Source organism: Tabrizicola sp. YIM 78059, assembly GCF_004959785.1.
Lineage (GTDB): Bacteria > Pseudomonadota > Alphaproteobacteria > Rhodobacterales > Rhodobacteraceae > Tabrizicola > Tabrizicola caldifontis.
The window spans coordinates 223553-240220 of the sequence record NZ_SJZH01000001.1; the positions used below are offsets into that span (position 1 = coordinate 223553).

General features: G+C 66.3%; 16 protein-coding genes. 9 read left to right on the top strand and 7 right to left on the bottom strand.

Features of this window, described 5'->3' with window-relative positions; genetic code table 11:
• The first annotated feature begins 2 nt into the window (after window positions 1–2).
• The 6 genes from pufX (at window position 3) to EZM81_RS01045 (ending at window position 6483) form a co-directional block, all read left to right on the top strand.
• Window positions 3–233 carry an RC-LH1 core complex protein PufX gene (gene pufX / locus EZM81_RS01020; RefSeq protein ID WP_135447117.1) on the top strand — a complete coding sequence of 77 codons (231 nt, stop codon included), beginning with the start codon at window positions 3–5 and terminating at the stop codon, window positions 231–233.
• A 167-nt stretch (window positions 234–400) separates the two neighbouring features.
• A complete protein-coding gene (gene dxs / locus EZM81_RS01025) occupies window positions 401–2335 on the top strand; it encodes a 1-deoxy-D-xylulose-5-phosphate synthase (RefSeq protein WP_136644467.1) in 1935 nt (644 codons plus the stop codon).
• 95 nt (window positions 2336–2430) lie between these two features.
• Complete coding sequence (locus EZM81_RS01030; RefSeq protein ID WP_248298091.1) at window positions 2431–3372, top strand: hypothetical protein; 942 nt, start codon at window positions 2431–2433, stop codon at window positions 3370–3372.
• A gap of 115 nt (window positions 3373–3487) precedes the next feature.
• On the top strand, window positions 3488–4141 hold the full coding sequence (locus EZM81_RS01035; protein ID WP_136644468.1) for a protein-L-isoaspartate O-methyltransferase: 654 nt from the start codon (window positions 3488–3490) through the stop codon (window positions 4139–4141).
• 90 nt (window positions 4142–4231) lie between these two features.
• The gene (locus EZM81_RS01040; RefSeq protein WP_248298092.1) at window positions 4232–5596 is read left to right on the top strand and encodes a TolC family outer membrane protein; all 1365 of its coding nucleotides are present in this window, start codon (window positions 4232–4234) and stop codon (window positions 5594–5596) included.
• A gap of 98 nt (window positions 5597–5694) precedes the next feature.
• The gene (locus EZM81_RS01045) at window positions 5695–6483 is read left to right on the top strand and encodes a hypothetical protein (protein WP_136644469.1); all 789 of its coding nucleotides are present in this window, start codon (window positions 5695–5697) and stop codon (window positions 6481–6483) included.
• 65 nt (window positions 6484–6548) lie between these two features.
• On the opposite strand, the gene EZM81_RS01050 is transcribed toward EZM81_RS01045, so the two are convergent.
• The 3 genes from EZM81_RS01050 to EZM81_RS01060 form a co-directional block, all read right to left on the bottom strand.
• On the bottom strand, window positions 6549–6875 hold the full coding sequence (locus EZM81_RS01050; RefSeq protein ID WP_135447109.1) for a DUF6280 family protein: 327 nt from the start codon (window positions 6873–6875) through the stop codon (window positions 6549–6551).
• A gap of 237 nt (window positions 6876–7112) precedes the next feature.
• Window positions 7113–7880 (bottom strand): folate-binding protein YgfZ, encoded by a 768-nt coding sequence (locus tag EZM81_RS01055; protein ID WP_135447107.1) that lies wholly within the window; start codon window positions 7878–7880, stop codon window positions 7113–7115.
• 144 nt (window positions 7881–8024) lie between these two features.
• The gene (locus tag EZM81_RS01060) at window positions 8025–9695 is read right to left on the bottom strand and encodes an ABC transporter ATP-binding protein (protein ID WP_248298112.1); all 1671 of its coding nucleotides are present in this window, start codon (window positions 9693–9695) and stop codon (window positions 8025–8027) included.
• Between the two features lie 209 nt (window positions 9696–9904).
• Between EZM81_RS01060 and EZM81_RS01065 the strand changes: the two genes are divergently transcribed.
• The 3 genes from EZM81_RS01065 (at window position 9905) to EZM81_RS01075 (ending at window position 12654) form a co-directional block, all read left to right on the top strand.
• On the top strand, window positions 9905–11107 hold the full coding sequence (locus tag EZM81_RS01065) for an alanine--glyoxylate aminotransferase family protein (protein WP_136644471.1): 1203 nt from the start codon (window positions 9905–9907) through the stop codon (window positions 11105–11107).
• Between the two features lie 121 nt (window positions 11108–11228).
• Complete coding sequence (locus EZM81_RS01070) at window positions 11229–12035, top strand: gamma-glutamyl-gamma-aminobutyrate hydrolase family protein (protein WP_248298093.1); 807 nt, start codon at window positions 11229–11231, stop codon at window positions 12033–12035.
• Between the two features lie 67 nt (window positions 12036–12102).
• A complete protein-coding gene (locus EZM81_RS01075; RefSeq protein WP_136644473.1) occupies window positions 12103–12654 on the top strand; it encodes a flavodoxin domain-containing protein in 552 nt (183 codons plus the stop codon).
• Here the strand turns inward: EZM81_RS01075 and EZM81_RS01080 are convergent.
• Genes EZM81_RS01080 through EZM81_RS18160 form a run of 4 tightly spaced genes read right to left on the bottom strand, consistent with a single transcriptional unit; the run spans window position 12641 to window position 16582 of the window.
• Window positions 12641–13945: an HlyC/CorC family transporter gene (locus EZM81_RS01080; protein WP_136644474.1), complete on the bottom strand. Its 1305-nt coding sequence runs from the start codon at window positions 13943–13945 to the stop codon at window positions 12641–12643. The genes EZM81_RS01075 and EZM81_RS01080 overlap by 14 nt on opposite strands.
• Before the next feature lie 18 nt (window positions 13946–13963).
• Window positions 13964–14902, bottom strand: a complete 939-nt coding sequence (locus EZM81_RS01085; RefSeq protein ID WP_136644475.1) for a site-specific tyrosine recombinase XerD — start codon at window positions 14900–14902, stop codon at window positions 13964–13966.
• A gap of 2 nt (window positions 14903–14904) precedes the next feature.
• Window positions 14905–16458 (bottom strand): hypothetical protein, encoded by a 1554-nt coding sequence (locus EZM81_RS01090; protein ID WP_136644476.1) that lies wholly within the window; start codon window positions 16456–16458, stop codon window positions 14905–14907.
• A complete protein-coding gene (locus EZM81_RS18160; protein ID WP_167850869.1) occupies window positions 16445–16582 on the bottom strand; it encodes a hypothetical protein in 138 nt (45 codons plus the stop codon). Before EZM81_RS18160 ends, EZM81_RS01090 begins: the two co-directional genes overlap by 14 nt.
• Window positions 16583–16668 lie beyond the last annotated feature (86 nt).

Consider the following 16668-nt stretch of genomic DNA (forward strand, 5'->3'; position numbering starts at 1 on the left):
GGATGATGTCCGACGACTATTTCCGCGAAGGGCGCTTTGCCGGGCTGGCCTACTGGGGCCTAGGCCAGATGATGAAAGGGGCCGGAATGGCCGCCATATTCGTCTTCTCGGTCGGCCTGATCCTCTGGGCGATCTATGGCGTCAGCCTTCTTCTGCCTGACGAAAGCAAGCAGGCCCCCGACCCTAACACCTGGTCTAACCTTTTCGTGATCGAGAAAACCGTCCAGGTCTGACGCGATCGGGGGGTGGGCACATGACCCGCCCCCTGCAACACATCCGGGCAACTGCCAGCCCGGATCCGGGGCGCAACCACAGCCCGGTTCCCTTCCTGTTGGCGACAGGGACCTGGTGCCGTGTGGGCCACTTCCACACGGCACCTTTTTCCCGAACGGAGGCCACGATGGACCACGAAAGCCGTACCCCGACCCTTGACCGGGTGGCCAGCCCGGTGGACCTGAAGGCCTTGAGCGATGCTGAACTGGGCACCCTTGCGCGCGAGTTGCGGCAGGAGACGATCGAGATCGTCAGCCGTACCGGCGGGCATCTGGGCTCTTCGCTGGGGGTGGTGGAATTGACGGTGGCAATTCATGCCGTGTTCAACACGCCCTTCGACAAGCTGATCTGGGACGTGGGCCACCAGTGCTATCCGCACAAGATCATCACCGGGCGGCGTGACCGGATGGGAACGCTGCGACAGAAGGGCGGGCTGTCCGGTTTCACCAAGCGCAGCGAAAGCGAATATGATCCGTTCGGGGCGGCGCACAGCTCGACCTCGATCTCGGCGGCGCTGGGGTTTGCCATGGGTCGCAAGATGGGGATGCCGGTTGGGGATACCATTGCCGTCATCGGCGACGGGGCGATCACCGCCGGCATGGCCTATGAGGCACTGAACCACGCGGGCCACCTGAAGGAACGCCTGTTCGTCATCCTGAACGACAACGACATGTCGATCGCCCCGCCTGTGGGCGCCATGTCGGCCTATCTGAACGCGATTGCCGAAAAGGGCCCCTTCGCCATGCTCAAGGCCGCGGCCGAAGGGCTGGAGGCGGCGCTGCCCGGCCCGGTCCGTGACGGCGCGCGGCGGGCGCGGTCGCTGGTGACAGGATTGCCAGGTGGGGGCACGCTGTTCGAGGAGTTCGGTTTCGAATACATCGGCCCGATCGACGGGCATGACATGGGCCAGCTTCTGACCACGTTGCGGGCAGCCAAGGCGCGCGCCTCGGGGCCCGTGCTCATTCACTGCGTCACGGTCAAGGGGAAGGGCTATGCCCCGGCCGAGGGGGCAGACGACAAGTATCACGGGGTAGCCAGGTTCGACGTGGCGACTGGCCAGCAGGTCAAGGGCAAGTCGAACGCGCCAAGCTACACCCAGGTCTTCGGCGACAAGCTGACCGAAATGGCCGCGCGCGATCCGCGCATCGTGGCGATCACCGCCGCGATGCCGGGCGGCACGGGGCTGGACATCATGCAGCGCCGCTTCCCCGCGCGCGTCTTCGACGTGGGCATCGCCGAGCAGCACGGGGTGACCTTCGCGGCAGGCCTTGCCGCAAGCGGCATGCGGCCCTTCTGCGCGATCTATTCCAGCTTCCTGCAGCGCGGCTACGACCAGATCGTGCATGATGTGGCGTTGCAGAATCTGCCCGTCCGTTTTGCGATCGACCGCGCGGGTCTGGTGGGACAGGACGGCGCGACCCACGCCGGCGCGTTTGACATCGGCTTCCTGTCCAGCCTGCCGAACATGGTGGTGATGGCCGCCGGGGACGAGGCGGAACTCGTCCACATGCTGGCCACGGCGGCGGCGCATGACGCAGGCCCCATCGCCTTCCGCTATCCGCGGGGCGAAGGTGTGGGGGTGGATCTGCCCGCCACGGGCGAGGTGCTGAAGATCGGCAAGGGCCGCATGGTGCGCGAAGGCAAGGGGGTTGCGATCCTGTCCTTCGGGGCGCACCTGTCGGAGGCGCTGGCGGCGGCCGACCTGCTGGCGGAGGAAGGCATCGACATCACGGTGGCCGATGCCCGCTTTGCCAAGCCGCTGGATACGGGGCTGATAGACCGGTTACTCGACAGTCATGAGGTGCTGATGACGCTGGAACAGGGGGCAGAGGGCGGCTTCGGCGCGCAGGTGCTGCACTACCTTGCGCGATCGGGCGGACTGGACCGGGGGAAGATGGTCCGCACGCTGACACTGCCCGACCGTTTCATCGATCAGGCAAGCCCGTCCGAGATGTATGCCGAGGCCGGTCTCCGCGCCGGGGACATTGCCGCAAAATGCCGAGAATTGTTGACCAGAATGGAACCAGTCGTCGTGCCCATGTCGCGGCCAAGGCTGATCTGACGCTTGCATTCCGGCTGGTCCGACGCCACGCTTTGCGCCTGTCGATTTCAGGTGTGCAGATGTGGGATTTCAGCATTTTCAAGGCCTTTCGGATCATGCTGCGCACGGCCCCATTCCTGGTGTTCCGTGTCGTCGTCTATTTCGGCATGGCTGCGGCCCTGGTCATTGTCACCGGCACGGGCGCTGGTGTCGGCTACGGATTCGGGGCCTTCGGGGACGAGGATTTTCAGGCGTCCAGCGCGTTCTGGGGCGGTGCGGCGGGGCTCGCACTGACGGCCGGGGTGATCTTCTTCCTGCGTGATTACACCCTTTACATGGTCAAGGCCGGCCACATCGCCGTGATGGTCGAGCTGCTGGATGGCAGGTCCGTTCCCGGCGGCACGGGGCAGATCGCCCATGCCCGCGACGTGGTGAAAGCGCGCTTTGGTCAGGCCTCGGCGCTGTTTGCACTGGATGTGCTGGTGAAGGGCGTGATCAATGCGGTGACCGGCCTGCTGGGGGGGCTGATGTCATTTCTGCCGATCCCGGGGCTTGACCGGCTGATGGGCGGGCTTCGGGCCTATCTGCGCCTGGCGGTCGGCCTGATCGACGAGGTGATCCTGGGCCACGCGATCCGCACCCGTTCGGAAAACGCGTGGGAGGCCGCGCATGACGGCCTGGTGCTTTATGCGCAGAATGCCCGGCCTATGCTGGCCAACGCGGCGTGGCTTGCGCTGATGACCTGGGTTCTGGCTGCCCTGGTCTTTCTGGCCGTGCTTGGTCCGGCTGCGGCCCTGGCCGGGGTGATGCCGGGCGACGGCATGGCGGGCACGTACGTCCTTGCCCTGATCTTCGCATGGGCCGTCAAGGCCGCGCTGATCGAACCTTTTGCGGTGGCCTGCATGTTGCAGGTCTTCTTGCGGGTGACCGAGGGGCAGGAACCGATGCCGGAATGGAAGGGTCGTCTGACCCGGGCATCGGACAAGTTCCGCAAGCTTGGCGAACGCGCGTTGTCCGTCGCCCCTTCGGCAGGATCAGGCGTGGGCATGCAGACATGACCGGCGGACGGTGCGCCCTTGGCCAAATCCATGATCCTGCGGCTTTCGCCCGTTGCGAGGTCCGGGGTTCTGTGGCAAGACTGCCCGACAGAGCCATGAAATCATCGAGTTCAGAATGAGCGATTTCGCCTCCCGCCGAGTGATGATGGTGGATACCCAGGTCCGCCCCTCGGATGTGACCAAGTTCCCCATCATCGACGCGATGCTGTCGGTCCCGCGCGAGGTCTATGTGCCCGCAGAGCGGCGCGAGGCAGCCTATGTCGGCGAAAACCTCGACATCGGCGGGGGCCGCGTGATGCTGGAGCCGCGGACGCTGGCAAAGCTTCTGGATGCGCTGGATATCCAGCCCGGAGAGATGGTGCTCGATATCGGCTGCGGTCTTGGCTATTCGGCCGCGGTCATCGCCAGGCTGGCAGGCACCGTCGTGGCCGTGGAAGAGGACGAGACCCTTGCTGCCGAGGCTGCGCGTCTTCTGTCGGCAGAGGGTGTGGACAACGCGCATGTGTTGCCCGGCGCCTTGGTCGCCGGGGCACCGAAGCATGCACCTTATGACGTGATCACCATCGAGGGTGGGGTGGAAACGGTGCCCGATGCGCTGCTGGCACAGCTCAAGGATGGGGGACGCATCGGGGCGATCTTCATGGACGGGCCGCTGGGAACGGCGAAGGTCGGCTTCAAGAGTGAGGGTGGCATGAGCTGGCGTCCGGTGTTCAACGCCGCGGCCCCGGTGCTGAACGGCTTTGCCAGGAAGCGGGGCTTTGTGCTTTAGGCCCCTAGGGCCTTGTCCGGAGAGGGCCAAGCGTCCGTTCGGATCCTTGATCATACAACCGCAGGAGTGCGCGGGCAAAGGAAAGGCAGAATGATGCGGGCATGGATGAGGACGGTCGTGGTTGCGGTGGCCGGAGCGCTGGCCGCGCCGGTTGCAGGGGCCGAAACGCTGGCCGATGCGTTGATTGCGGCCTATCGCAACTCCAACCTGCTTGATCAGAACCGCGCGGTTCTGCGCGCCGCGGACGAGGATGTGGCGCAGGCGGTCTCCTCGCTGCGGCCGGTCATCGCCTACACCGCGCAGGCCGGCTGGGGCCGGACCGATAGCGGCGCGGCGGTCGTGGACGGCACCAGTGCCTCGCTGCAGCTGACGGCAGACCTGACGCTTCTGGACTTCGGACGCTCGCAACTCGGGATCGCGATAGCGCGGGAAAGCGTTCTGGCGACGCGCCAGGCGTTGGTCGAGGTCGAGCAGCAGGTGCTTCTGGCGGCGGTTCAGGCCTATGTCGATGTGCGCCTGGCGCAGGACGTGGTAGCGCTGCGGCAGTCGAACTTGCGGCTGATCACCCAGGAACTGCGCGCCGCAGAAGCGCGTTTCGAGGTGGGAGAGAACACCCGTACCGACGTGGCCATTGCCGAGGCGCGGCTTGCCGGGTCTCGCGCGGCGTTGGCGGCGGCTGAAGGGGATCTGATGGTGGCGCGCGAGGCCTACAAGGCCGCGACCGGTGCCTATCCGGGCCGTCTGGCCCCGCTGCCGAAGGCGCCGGCCCTGCCCAAGTCGCTGGAAGAGGCGCAAGGCGTCGCTCGCTCGACCAACCCGCTGATCCGACAGGCGCAGCATCTGGTGACTGTCAGCGACCTGCAGCTGCGTCTGGCCGAGGCCGCGCGCCTGCCAACGGTCGGCGCCCGGGCCACGGTCGAGACGGATGACAGGGGCGTGGACAAGCAGACCATCGGCCTGAACATGAGCCAGACGATCTATGCCGGCGGGCGGCTGTCGTCGTTGCAGCGTCAGGCGATCGCCGGGAAGGACCGTGCCCGCGCCGCGTTGCAGCAGACGGCGGTGAACGTGATCCAGAACGTGGGTGTCGCCTGGGCGAACCTTGCCGTTTCGGCGGCCTCGATCGAGGCATCGGACCGTCAGATCCGCGCCGCACAGACCGCATTTGACGGTGTGCGCGAAGAGGCGAATGCCGGAACGCGTACGACACTGGACGTGCTGGATGCCGAGCAGGAACTTCTGAACGCGCGCAACAGCCGTCTTCAGGCCGAAGCGCAGCGCTATGTCGGGGTCTACCGCGTGCTGGCCACGATGGGGCTTTTGACGGCGGAACATCTGAAGCTCGGCATTCCGACCTACGACCCCGAGGCCTATTACGACACGGTTCGCAGGGCGCCGTCGCACAGCGTTCAGGGCAAGAAGCTGGACCGCATTCTGGAAAAGATCGGCAACTGACGCGCCCCCCGCATGCCGCGTGTAGAAATGCGTTGCCGGCTAGAGAGTTGGCGGGGTAACCTGATGTCGGGGTCGGCAGTCGGCTACGGAAACAAGTGATGTCAGGGCCACTCAGCAGCAATGAAATCGAGGATGTGGTCTCCTCTATCCGTCGCCTGGTCTCGGCCGAGATGCGCCCAAGACCAGCACCGCGCAGCCAGGGTGAGGACAAGCTGATCCTGACCCCGGCCCTGCGTGTCGTCACCGATGACGCTGAGGCGCCGATGCCGGCTCCCCCGTCTGCGGCCAAGGCAGAGCCGGACAGGCCCGCAGAGCCTGAATCGGAAGCTGTCTCTCAGATCGTCGATGCCGACTGGCAGGATCCGATCTGGCAGGAAGAGCCGACCCCGCTTGCGGAACTGGCGCTTGGTGCAGAAGAGGCCGAACTTGTCCTTCCCGCAGAGGAAGAAGGCCCCCCCTTGGTCGAGATGGCAGCAGAGCCGGTCTGGGAGGTGCCTTCGGAGTTCGAGGAGGACTTGCCGGAAGCCGTGATCCCAGAGCCGCAGATTGCGGAATTGGCGCCCGGACCCCGCGATGCCGAGGTTTGGGCGGGGGTTCAGGAAGACATCCCGGCAGACCCTGCCACCGTCGAACCCGAGGCGTTGGTGGGCCAGGCAGAACGCGGTAGGCCGACCGTATTCAGTTCGATCCTGGACGAAACGCAGACTCTGGTCGACAAGGACGGAAATCCCCTGACGGTCCTGGACGAAGAGGCCTTGCAGGAAATCGTGCGCAGCATCATCCGCGAGGAACTGCAGGGCGTTCTTGGAGAGCGCATAACCCGCAATGTCCGCAAGCTGGTCCGCGCCGAGATCAACCGCGCCCTTGCCGCGCGGGCGCTGGACTGACGCAGCCCTGAAATGAAAAGCGCGCCCCGAAGGGCGCGCTGTCGTTTGATCGGCTGGTCGCCGCCTCAGGCGGCTTCGGCCTGTTCGGCCTCAAGCGCGTGGCGGCGTTCGGATTCCTCGCGGCTAAGGGCGACGGAGGTGCGCACACCCTTGGCGACAAATTCCATCAGACCCTTCACGACACGCTCGTTCGGGTCGATCCCGGCGCAGGACAGCACTTCGCGCCCGTCGCGCGACCGCGCCCAACGGGCGATCTGGTCGGGTCCGTTGCCGTACTTCTTGTCGTCCGCAATGGCATCATCCAGCGCAGCCAGAACCACGGCGGCAAACAGCTTGCGCGCGCGCTGGCCCTGCTCGAAGTTGTAGGCGGTGCTGTCGATGGAGTCGAACATCTGACGGTCCTTATTCTTGCTCTTGTCTTTCGCGGCGTTCGCGGGTTGTAACGGTTTGATATCGATTCGGTGCTTCCGGTTTGGAATGGCGGCCATGCAACCGGTGCATGGCTTTGCCGGGGCGGCTCAGTATCTTGTGCCGATCTGCCGGAGGCGTTCGCCACATTTAGCGAAGCCGCCGCGAAATTCAACTGTTTGGTAAGAAATTCTGACAAATCCCTGTGATCGGACGCCGGGTCAGGTGTCCAGCCTGATCTTTGCTGTTCCTGCGGTCATCGGGCCATCGGCCCGGTCAAAGCGCAGATACGCCAAGGCCCGGTCGCCGGCCTGGGTGAACAGGACCCCGGCCTGCCTGTCGCCGGCATGAATTGGGGTGCCGACCGGCGCGCTGCCGTCTATCACTACGCGAACAAGGCCCTTGGCCAGCTGGGTCTTGTGCTTCATCCTCGCAGTGACCTCCTGGCCGACATAGCATCCCTTGCGGAAATCTACCCCATGCAGGCGTTCGAACCCGTGCTCCAGGATGTAGCTTTCGTTGGGGACGAGTTCGATGCCGCTTTCCGGGATCACATGTTCCACCCGGATCGCGTCCCAATCGATTGCGGGGGGGCTGCCGGCCTGATCCCCATAGGCACGCCAGCCTAGCGCAGGGTGGCGCGGGTCGGGCAGTGCGCCTTGCGGGGCGGGGCCAAGGCCGCGGCGCACATGCAGCGTCGAGGGCGAGATCCGCGCGTCGGCGCGCAGGCGGTAAAGGGTCAGCCGGTTCAGGGTAGCCGGTGCCAGCGGGGTGGCAATGTCGATCAGCAGGTCGCCCTCGGGCCGGCGGACGATGAAGAAGTCGGCCAGATACTTGCCCTGTGGTGTCAGCAGCGCGGCCCAGACTATGCCGGGGGCACCTTCCAGCGGGCGGACGTCGTTCGAGACAAGCCCTTGCAGGAAGCCCAGCGCGTCATTGCCGCTCAGGTTCCAGAGTGTGCGTTCGGGGATGGCTTCGCCTGTATTCATGCGCAGAAGATAGGCGGCGGCATGGCCGGGGGGAAGGGGCCTGCACGTGGGGGCCTTCTCGGGCGACTGTCTCTTCTCATCGGTGGGTCGCCATACGCCAGGTTGGTGCAGCATCGGGTCAGGGGCCGCGATCAGCAACAGGGGTCAGTCGCGCAGCTGGGCCTGTTGCAGCTGGGCATATAGCCCGCCCTTCTTCATCAGTTCGTCATGCGTGCCTTGTTCGACCACGCGGCCGCGGTCCAGCACGATGATCTTGTCGGCCCCCTTCACGGTGGAAAGCCGGTGCGCGATGACCAGCGTCGTGCGCCCCGCCTGTGCACGGGCCAGGGCGGCAGAAACGGCCGCCTCGGTGCGCGTGTCCAGCGCCGAGGTTGCCTCGTCCAAGAGCAGCACCGGCGCATCGGCAAGCAGCGCACGGGCTATGGCGATGCGCTGGCGCTGCCCGCCGGAGAGCGCCGAGCCGCGCGGACCGGCCGGCGTGTCCAGGCCATGCGGCAGGCTGGCAGCGAAGCCGGTAACTTCGGCATCTGCCAGCGCGGCAGCCAACCGGGTGTCGGGAATATCTGACCGGCCGAGCAGCAGGTTTTCGCGCAGCGTCTCGTCAAACAGTGCCGCATCCTGCGAGACCGAGGCCAGCAGTGCACGCTGGTCGGCAAGGCTCAGGTCGGTCACATCGACCCCGCCGATCATCACCCGGCCCGACTGGGGCTCGACCAGGGCGGCGATGATCTGGAAGACGGTGGATTTCCCCGCCCCCGAGGCGCCCACCAGCGCGGTGACCTTGCCCGCCTCGGCGCTAAAGGAAAGGTTGTCCAGCACTGGGCGGTCGGGATAGGCGAAGGTCACGTTCTCGAACCGGATCTCGGGCGCGCCGGGGGCGGGGCGGGCGCGGCTGACGGCGGGCCGACTGGTCGAGGGGCGAGTGTCGAACAGGGTGAAGATCCGTTCCAGGCTGGCTTCCGCTACCTGCCACTGCCCCGCCAGATCGCCCAGCCGACGGATCGGCTGGAAGGTCAGCGCCATTGCGGTGAAGAAGGACATGAACTCGCCAGTGGTTCGCGTGCCTTCGGCGACCTCGCGTCCACCCAGCATCAGCACGGCAAAGAAACCGATGCCGGTGATCACGTCGACCAGCGCTGGCATAGCGGCACGGCCGAGCGCGGTCTTGACCTCGGCCCGGACGATCGCATCGACGATGCGACGGAAGCGCGTGGCCTGATAGCTTTCCATGCGGTTCAGTTTCACCGCCTGGATGCCGTGGAATATCTCGTCCAGGCGCGTGGCGCGCAGGCCGGCCTGTTCGCGGGTGTGCAGGGCCTTGCGCCGCAGATAGCGGCGCAGGATCAGGGTGGGCAGCAGCAGAAGCGGCGCCCCGATCAGCGCGGCCAGCGTCCAGATCGGGTCGATCCACAGGGCCACGGCAAAAAGCCCCACCAGCGACACCAGATCGCGGCCGATCCCCCCAATGACCAGCGTTGCCGCGCCCTGTGCGGCCAGCGTGTCGCCCTGGACCCGCTCGATCAGCTTGCCTGGGGAATGGGTCTGGAAGAAGCCGGCATCCAGCGTGAGCAGGTGCTGCACCAGATCGGCCTGCATTGCCCCGGCGCTGGACTGGTTCACCCTGGCCAGAAGCCAGCGGCCAAGGATAGAGGTCACGGCGCGAACCAGGAACAGTGCCAGGATCGCCGCCCCCACCCAGACCAGCGCGCCCCCGCCACCCGGAACAAAGACCAGATCGAAGAGCGGCTGGATCATGTAGCTGAGCAGACCCAGCGTCGAGCCTTCGATGACCATCATGGTGAAGGCCAGCGCCATCAGCCCGGCATAGGGCCGCAGATAGCTGCGCCAGTAGCGGGCAAAGAGCGTGCGGGACGAATAGGCGCGGGCGGTGGGCACGTGGCCTCGGGCTTTGGGGCGGGTCTGGCAGGGTTTAACGGGTAAGGGCCGCCGGCTCAAGCGAGGCGGGCGCATTGACGCGGGCGCCCTGCGGGCCTAGCCATGGCGGGCTGACAGAGGAGAGACGCATGAGCCTAGCCAACGGCCGCCCCTATCTGGCGATTCCCGGCCCATCGGTCATTCCCGACAGGGTGCTGCGCGCCATGCATCGCGGATCGCCCAACATCTACGAAGGCCCGCTGATCGAAATGGTGGCAAGCCTTTTCCCCGATCTGCGCATGGTGGCGGGCACCACCGGCCATGTCGCAATCTACATCGGCAACGGCCATGCCGGGTGGGAGGCAGCGAATGCCAACCTTTTCTCTAAGGGGCAGAAGGCGCTGGTCCTGGCCACGGGACAGTTCGGGCTGAGCTGGGCGAATTCGGCCCGGGCCATGGGGGTCGAGGTCGAGGTGCTGGATTTCGGCAAATCCTCGCCCGTGGACATGGGGCGGGTCGAGGCGGTGCTGCGTGCGGACGCCGCTCACCGGATCAAGGCGGTGCTGACCACGCATGTCGATACCGCCAGTTCGATCAAGACAGACATACCGGCGCTGCGGGCGGCGATGGATGCGGCGGGGCACCCGGCGCTTCTGGCGGTGGACTGCATTGCCAGCCTTGGCTGTGACGAGTTCCACATGGACGACTGGGGTGTCGATGTGATGGTCGCGGCCTGTCAGAAGGGGTTGATGACGCCGCCGGGAATGGCCTTCGTCTGGTTTTCGGAAGAGGCCCGTCAGCGCTGCGGCAAGTCGGATCTGGCCACACCCTACTGGGCCTGGGGGCCGCGCGCGGAACCCGAGGAGTTCTGGCAGATCTGGAACGGCACGGCGCCGACCTCGCATCTTTATGGCCTGCGCGAGGCGCTGGACATGATCCGCGAAGAGGGTCTGCCGAATGTCTGGCGTCGGCACCGGGTGCTGGCGGGGGCGGTCTGGGCGGCCTTTGACGCATGGTCCGCGGGCAACCCGGCGATCGGCATGAATGTCGCGGACCCGGCCCATCGCGGCTGGTCGGTGACAGCGGCGCGCTTCGGTGCGCCGCATGCCACACGGCTGCGCGAGTGGTGCGAGAATAACGCCGGGGTGACGCTGGGCATTGGCCTCGGCATGGCACCTTCGACCGATCCGGCCTATCATGGTTTCCTGCGGGTGGCGCATATGGGGCATGTGAATGCCCACATGACGCTGGGTGTACTTGCAGTGATGGAAGCCGGCCTGCATTCCCTTGCCATTCCCTGTGGCCCGGGGGCGCTGGATGCGGCGATCCGGGCCGTGGCCGAGGGCGCCTGAAGCTGTCCGCCGCATTTCCGGGCATTGTGCGGGCGGCATGCCGATCTGTGCGGCAAAGCCAGGTTACTCCTCTTTCCGTGTCAGTCGGGGGGCGTTATCTTTCTGTGATGGAACGTGTCAGGTGACGGATGTGAAAGAAGAACGCTGCGGGGCCCGGCGGCCAGTGGTCGGGATCATCGGCAACAGCTATCTGCTTAACGACCACTATCCCGTGCATTCCGGTGGCACGATGAATTCCGCAGCCGTGGCCGAGGTGGCCGGCTGCCTGCCGCTGATCATCCCCTCGGACCCGAGATTTGTCTGCGTTAAAGAACTGCTTGATCTGTGTGACGGTTTTCTGTTGACCGGAGGACGACCGAACATCCACCCCAGCGAATACGGCGAGGAAGAGACCCCCGCCCATGGCACCTTTGATCGGTGCCGCGATGCGATCACCCTGCCGCTGGTGCGCGCCTGCGTTGAACGCGGCCAGCCCTTCATGGGCATCTGCCGCGGCTTTCAGGAGGTCAACGTGGCGCTTGGCGGCACGCTGCACCCCGAGATCCGCGACCTGCCGGGCCGGATGAACCACCGGATGCCGCCCGACGGCACGCTGGAGGAACAGTTCGCCCTGCGCCACAAGGTTACCTTCACCGAGGGCGGGCCATTTCATCGACTGCTTGGCGCGCGCGAGGTGATGACCAATACCCTGCATGGTCAGGGCATCGCGCGCCCGGCACCCCGGATCGTGATCGACGGGTATGCGCCCGACGGCACGCCCGAGGCGATCTATGTCAAGGATGCGCCTGGGTTCACGCTATCGGTCCAGTGGCACCCGGAATGGAACGCGGCCAATGATCCGGTGTCGCGTCCGCTGTTTCAGGCCTTCGGCACGGCGGCGGCGGAATGGGCGGCACGCAGGGCTCCGGCAGTGCGGCGGTCGGCCTGATCCGGATCAAGGCGCCGCTGCGCGGGCCGTGCTGTCCTGACCGGGTTAGCCGTGAAAGGATTCGTCCATGCTGCTGCTTGTCGCCTATGCCACCACCGATGGCCAGACCCGCAAGATCGCCCGCTTTGCCGCCGACCGGTTGGCGGGGCAGGGGCATGGCGTCGAACTCCTGAATGTCGAGGACGCCGAAGGTCTGGACCTGTCCCGCTTCGATGGCGCGATCCTGGCGGGCTCGTTGCACGCCGGGGGCTACCAGAAGGCCCTGATACGCTTCGTTTCCAGCCAGCGCGCGGCCCTTTCGGAAATGCCGACGCTGTTCCTTGCCGTGTCTCTGTCGGCGGCGGGGAATGATCCCGACGACTGGGCGGGGCTCAACCGCTGCCTGGCAGAGTTCCAGTCGGAAACCGGCTGGACCCCCGGCCGCACCGAACATGTCGCCGGCGCCTTCCGCTTTTCGGAATACGACTTCTTCCGTGCCTGGGCGATGCGCCGCATCGCCGACCAGAAGGGCGAGAAGGTCGAGCCCGGCAAGGACAAGGAATACACCGACTGGTCCGCGCTTGCCCTTGCGCTGGACGGCTGGGTCAAGGGGCTGGCACCGCGCGTCAGAGGGGCTTGACCTTCAGCTTTGTGATCCGGTTCTCGCGGCGTTCCACCACCTCGAAGCGGAAGCCGTGGAAGCTGAAGATCTGGCCCGTGTTCGGTATCATCTGCGCCTCGTGGATCACCAGACCGGCCACGGTGTTGGCCTCGTCATCGGGCAGCTGCCAGTCCATCGCCCGGTTGAGGTCGCGGATCGTCATGGCACCATCGACCAGCCAGGCGCCGTCCTCGGTCTTGGTGAGGCCGGAATCCTTTTTGACCGGGTCGAATTCGTCACTGATGTCGCCGACGATTTCCTCAAGAATGTCTTCCAGGGTGATCAAGCCCAGAAGCGCGCCGTATTCGTCCACCACCAGCGCGAAATGGGTGCGCCTGGCCAGGAACTCGCGCATCTGTTCGTCCAGTGTCGTGGTGTTGGGCACGAAATAGGGCTTCATCGCAATCTTCAGGATGTCGAGATTCTCGATCCCCCTGACCGAGCCCTCTTCGCCCCGGATCAGACGATGGACCTCGCGCAGGAGATCCTTCGCATGGATCACGCCCAGGATGTTGTCGTCGGTGTCACGAAAGATCGGCAGGCGGGTGTGGGGCGAGGCAAGGACCTGGTTGATGATCTCGTCGGGCGGCAGATCGGCATCGATCATCTCGACCTGGCGGCGGTGGCGCATGATCTCGTCCACCGTGCGGTGCGCAAGATCCAGTGCGCCCAGAAGGCGGTCGCGGTCTTCCTTTTCCACTGCGCCTTCGGAATGGCCGAGCGCGATGGCGCCGGCAATTTCCTCGCGCAGGGCCAGCAGTGGATCGGTCGTGTCGGCACGCATGCCGAACAGCCGCAGGACAGCGTTGACCAGCGTGCGCACGACAAGGATGACCGGCGAGAACACCTGCGTCACCAGCCGGATCAGCGGGGCCACGCGGGTGGCCACCGGCTCGGGGTAGGTGATGGCGACGGTCTTCGGCATCACTTCGCCGAAGATCAGGACCAGCAGCGTCATGCCCAACGTTGCCAGCGCCACGCCGCTGTCACCGAAGATTCGGGTCAGAAGCGAGGTGGCCAGCGCGGCCGACAGGATGTTGACGATGTTGTTGCCCAGAAGGATCGCCCCGATCATCCGTTCGCGGTCCTCGGTCACCTTCAGCGCGGCCTTCGCTCCGCGCGAGCCACGATCGGCCTGGGCCTTCAGCTTCGCCCGGGACGATGCGGTAAGCGCGGTTTCCGAACCTGAAAAGAAGGCAGACAGGACCAGCAGCAACAGGATTGCAACAGTGGTCAGCCAGAAGGCGGTGTCTAGTGCTGTATCAGGCATGGCGTCCAGCGGGTCTGGTCAGCCCTTGCGGGCCAGGGGGTGCTTGGTCAGGACAAGATCCTTCAGATGGTCGTCAAGCACATGCGTGTAAATCTCGGTCGTGGCAACATCTGCATGGCCCAGAAGCGTCTGTATCACCCGCAGATCGGCGCCATGCGCCAGAAGATGGGTGGCAAAGGCGTGGCGCAGCACATGTGGCGTCACCCGCGACGGAGAGATTCCGGCCAGCACGGCGACATCCTTGACAAGGCTGTGGAAATGCTGCCGCGTGAGGTGTCCGTCACGCCCCTCGCCGGGGAAAAGATGGCGCGAGGTCGCCCGCCCCGCCTGCCGCGCGGCTTCGTCCTCGGCGGTGCGGTGGTCCAGCCATTCGGCCAGCGCCGCCCTGGCAGGGGTCGACAGTGGCACCATCCGCTCCTTCCCGCCCTTGCCGCGGATCAGGATCATGCGCGGATCGCCCCGGACAGCGGCCAGGGGCAGGCTGACCAGTTCGGTCACGCGCAGGCCGGTGGCATAAAGCAGTTCGAACAGGGCGGTGTCGCGCAACCGCTCTGCCGGGCTGCGGCCGCGCCTGCGCGCCGCCTCCAACAGCCGGGCGACCTCGGCCTCGGTCAGGGTCTTCGGCAGCGACTGCGCCTTTCCCGGACCCGAAAGCCGCAGGGCCGGATTGTCACCGCGCCAGCCCTCGTCGAAGGCAAAGCGATAAAGCTGGCGGATCGAGGACAGGCGGCGTGCCCGGGTTGCCTTTGACAGCCCCTGCGCATCGCAGTGGACAAGGTAGGCCTCGACCGCCAAGCGGTCAGCCCCGGCAAGCGTATGCCCTTTCCGGCCCAGCCAGTTGGCGAAATCCATCAGGTCGCGTCCGTAGGCCAGCAGGGTATTGCGCGCAGCGCCCTGATCGGCGGCACAGGCATCAAGGAAGGTGGAAATCCATCGGCTGGACTCTGCGTCGGGCATCGCTAGCCCCGCCGTTCCAGGATCATCAGTTCCAGCGCCGTGCGCCGTGCCACGCTGTCCAGCCCGGCGGCGCGCAGCAGCGACAACCCTTCGGTCACCCCGCGCAGGTCGCCCTTGACGCCCCGCCCGACGCTGCGGATAGCCAGCAGGACGGCCTCTCCCTTGCGGTTGCCGTCGAGCAGCGCCTGCCCCTCGGCAGGAAGCAAGGGGGCCCGGAAGGCGGCGGCAATCGCCCGGCCCATGCTGTCGGGCGGCAACACGCCCGCCAGATCGCCTGCGACCAGTCTGGCAAGAAAGGTCTCTATCGGGCCATCGGGCTGCAACCGCTGCACGGCCAGTTCGCGGTAGGGCGAGAGAAGCGCCACGCGGAAGGCGATTTCGGCAGCATCCCCCTCTAGCGGCAGGTCGATCAGCGCCTTGCCGAACAGGACGGCAAACGGCACTTCCAGTTCGGCTTCCTGCATCCGCGCCCAGACTTCCGGCAGGGTCTGTTCCACGCGACCGGCATCCCCCGAATTCAGCGCCGCCTCGAACCGCTGGAAGGCGCCGGCCCGGTCCCACACCCCGCCCGAGGCAGCAGGCTGGCGTTCCGTGTAGAGACCAAGGATCACGTTCGGGGGAATGGTCCCGCCGCGTGTCAGTCGCTCGGCCGCCTCGATCCGCGCCTTCCAGCCGGATTTCGGGCTCATCTCGGCATAGGAAAAGGCAACCGGCAGACCTTCGGTCGGAAGCGGCTCGCCGATGGCTTCGTACATCTTCCAGTCCAGCGGCGTGACCGGGTTGGGGGCGGGAGGCGGAGGTTCGCCTTCGAAGGGATCGGGGTCAAGGAACCGGGCAAGCAGGGTCGCCTGATCCGGTCCGATCTCGCCCAGGGCTTCGGCACTGTGCAGGGTCAGGGCGGCGGTGTCCCAGTCGCCCGCGCGGGCAAGGCAGAAGATCCGCGCCGGCACGGTGGGGGCCAGAAGCGGGGCCTCGGACATGCCATCGCAGGCGCGGTCTTCGGCCCCGGTCAGCAGGGCCACGTCGAAGGCACGGCGGAAAAGTTCGGGAGAGCTGACCCCAGCTGCCTGAATCAGGGCGGCGGCCTGTTCTAGGGCCCCCAACGCCAGAAGCTTGTCGATGCGCACCTGCAGCAGTTCGCCGCGGCCGCCGGCATCCGCCGGGGGGGCAAGTTCGGCCATCAGGATCGTCAGGAAAAGCTGGCGCAGCGCCGGCAGGTCGCCGTCAGGATGGGCAATGATCGCCTCGGCGATCTCGCGCGTCAGGCCCGCGCCCCAGAAGTCGTGCGGCAGGCCCGATGCTGCCGGCGGGATCAGGCCCACGGCATCGGGCTGAGGCCCGTCAAGCGCCGTGGTGGCCACCGGCTGCGGCAGTGCGCCGCCGTCGCTGGCCACCGGCGGTTCGTCGATGGCCACGGGCAGTCCGCCGGTGTCCTGCGCCGCCGGTGTCGCCACTGATTGCGACAGCCAGTCGATCGCCGACAGGGGCCCGTCCTGGGCCACCGCCGCCGATCCGGCACAGGCAAGGACCAGACTTGCAGCCCTAATTGGTCGCATTCAGCACCACAGGCTTCGTCACCTCGCCTTGCACGGGGGTCAGATCGCCAAGATAGGCATAGATCGTCAGACCGATGAACCCGAATACCACCAGCACCACCAAAGCCTTGACGATCCGACCCATGCGCTTGCCCTTCCTCGTGTTCTGCCCGGACGGCTTGATCCGCCCGATCTTCTTGGCCTCGGCCGGGGCAGGCTGCGCCCGCTGAG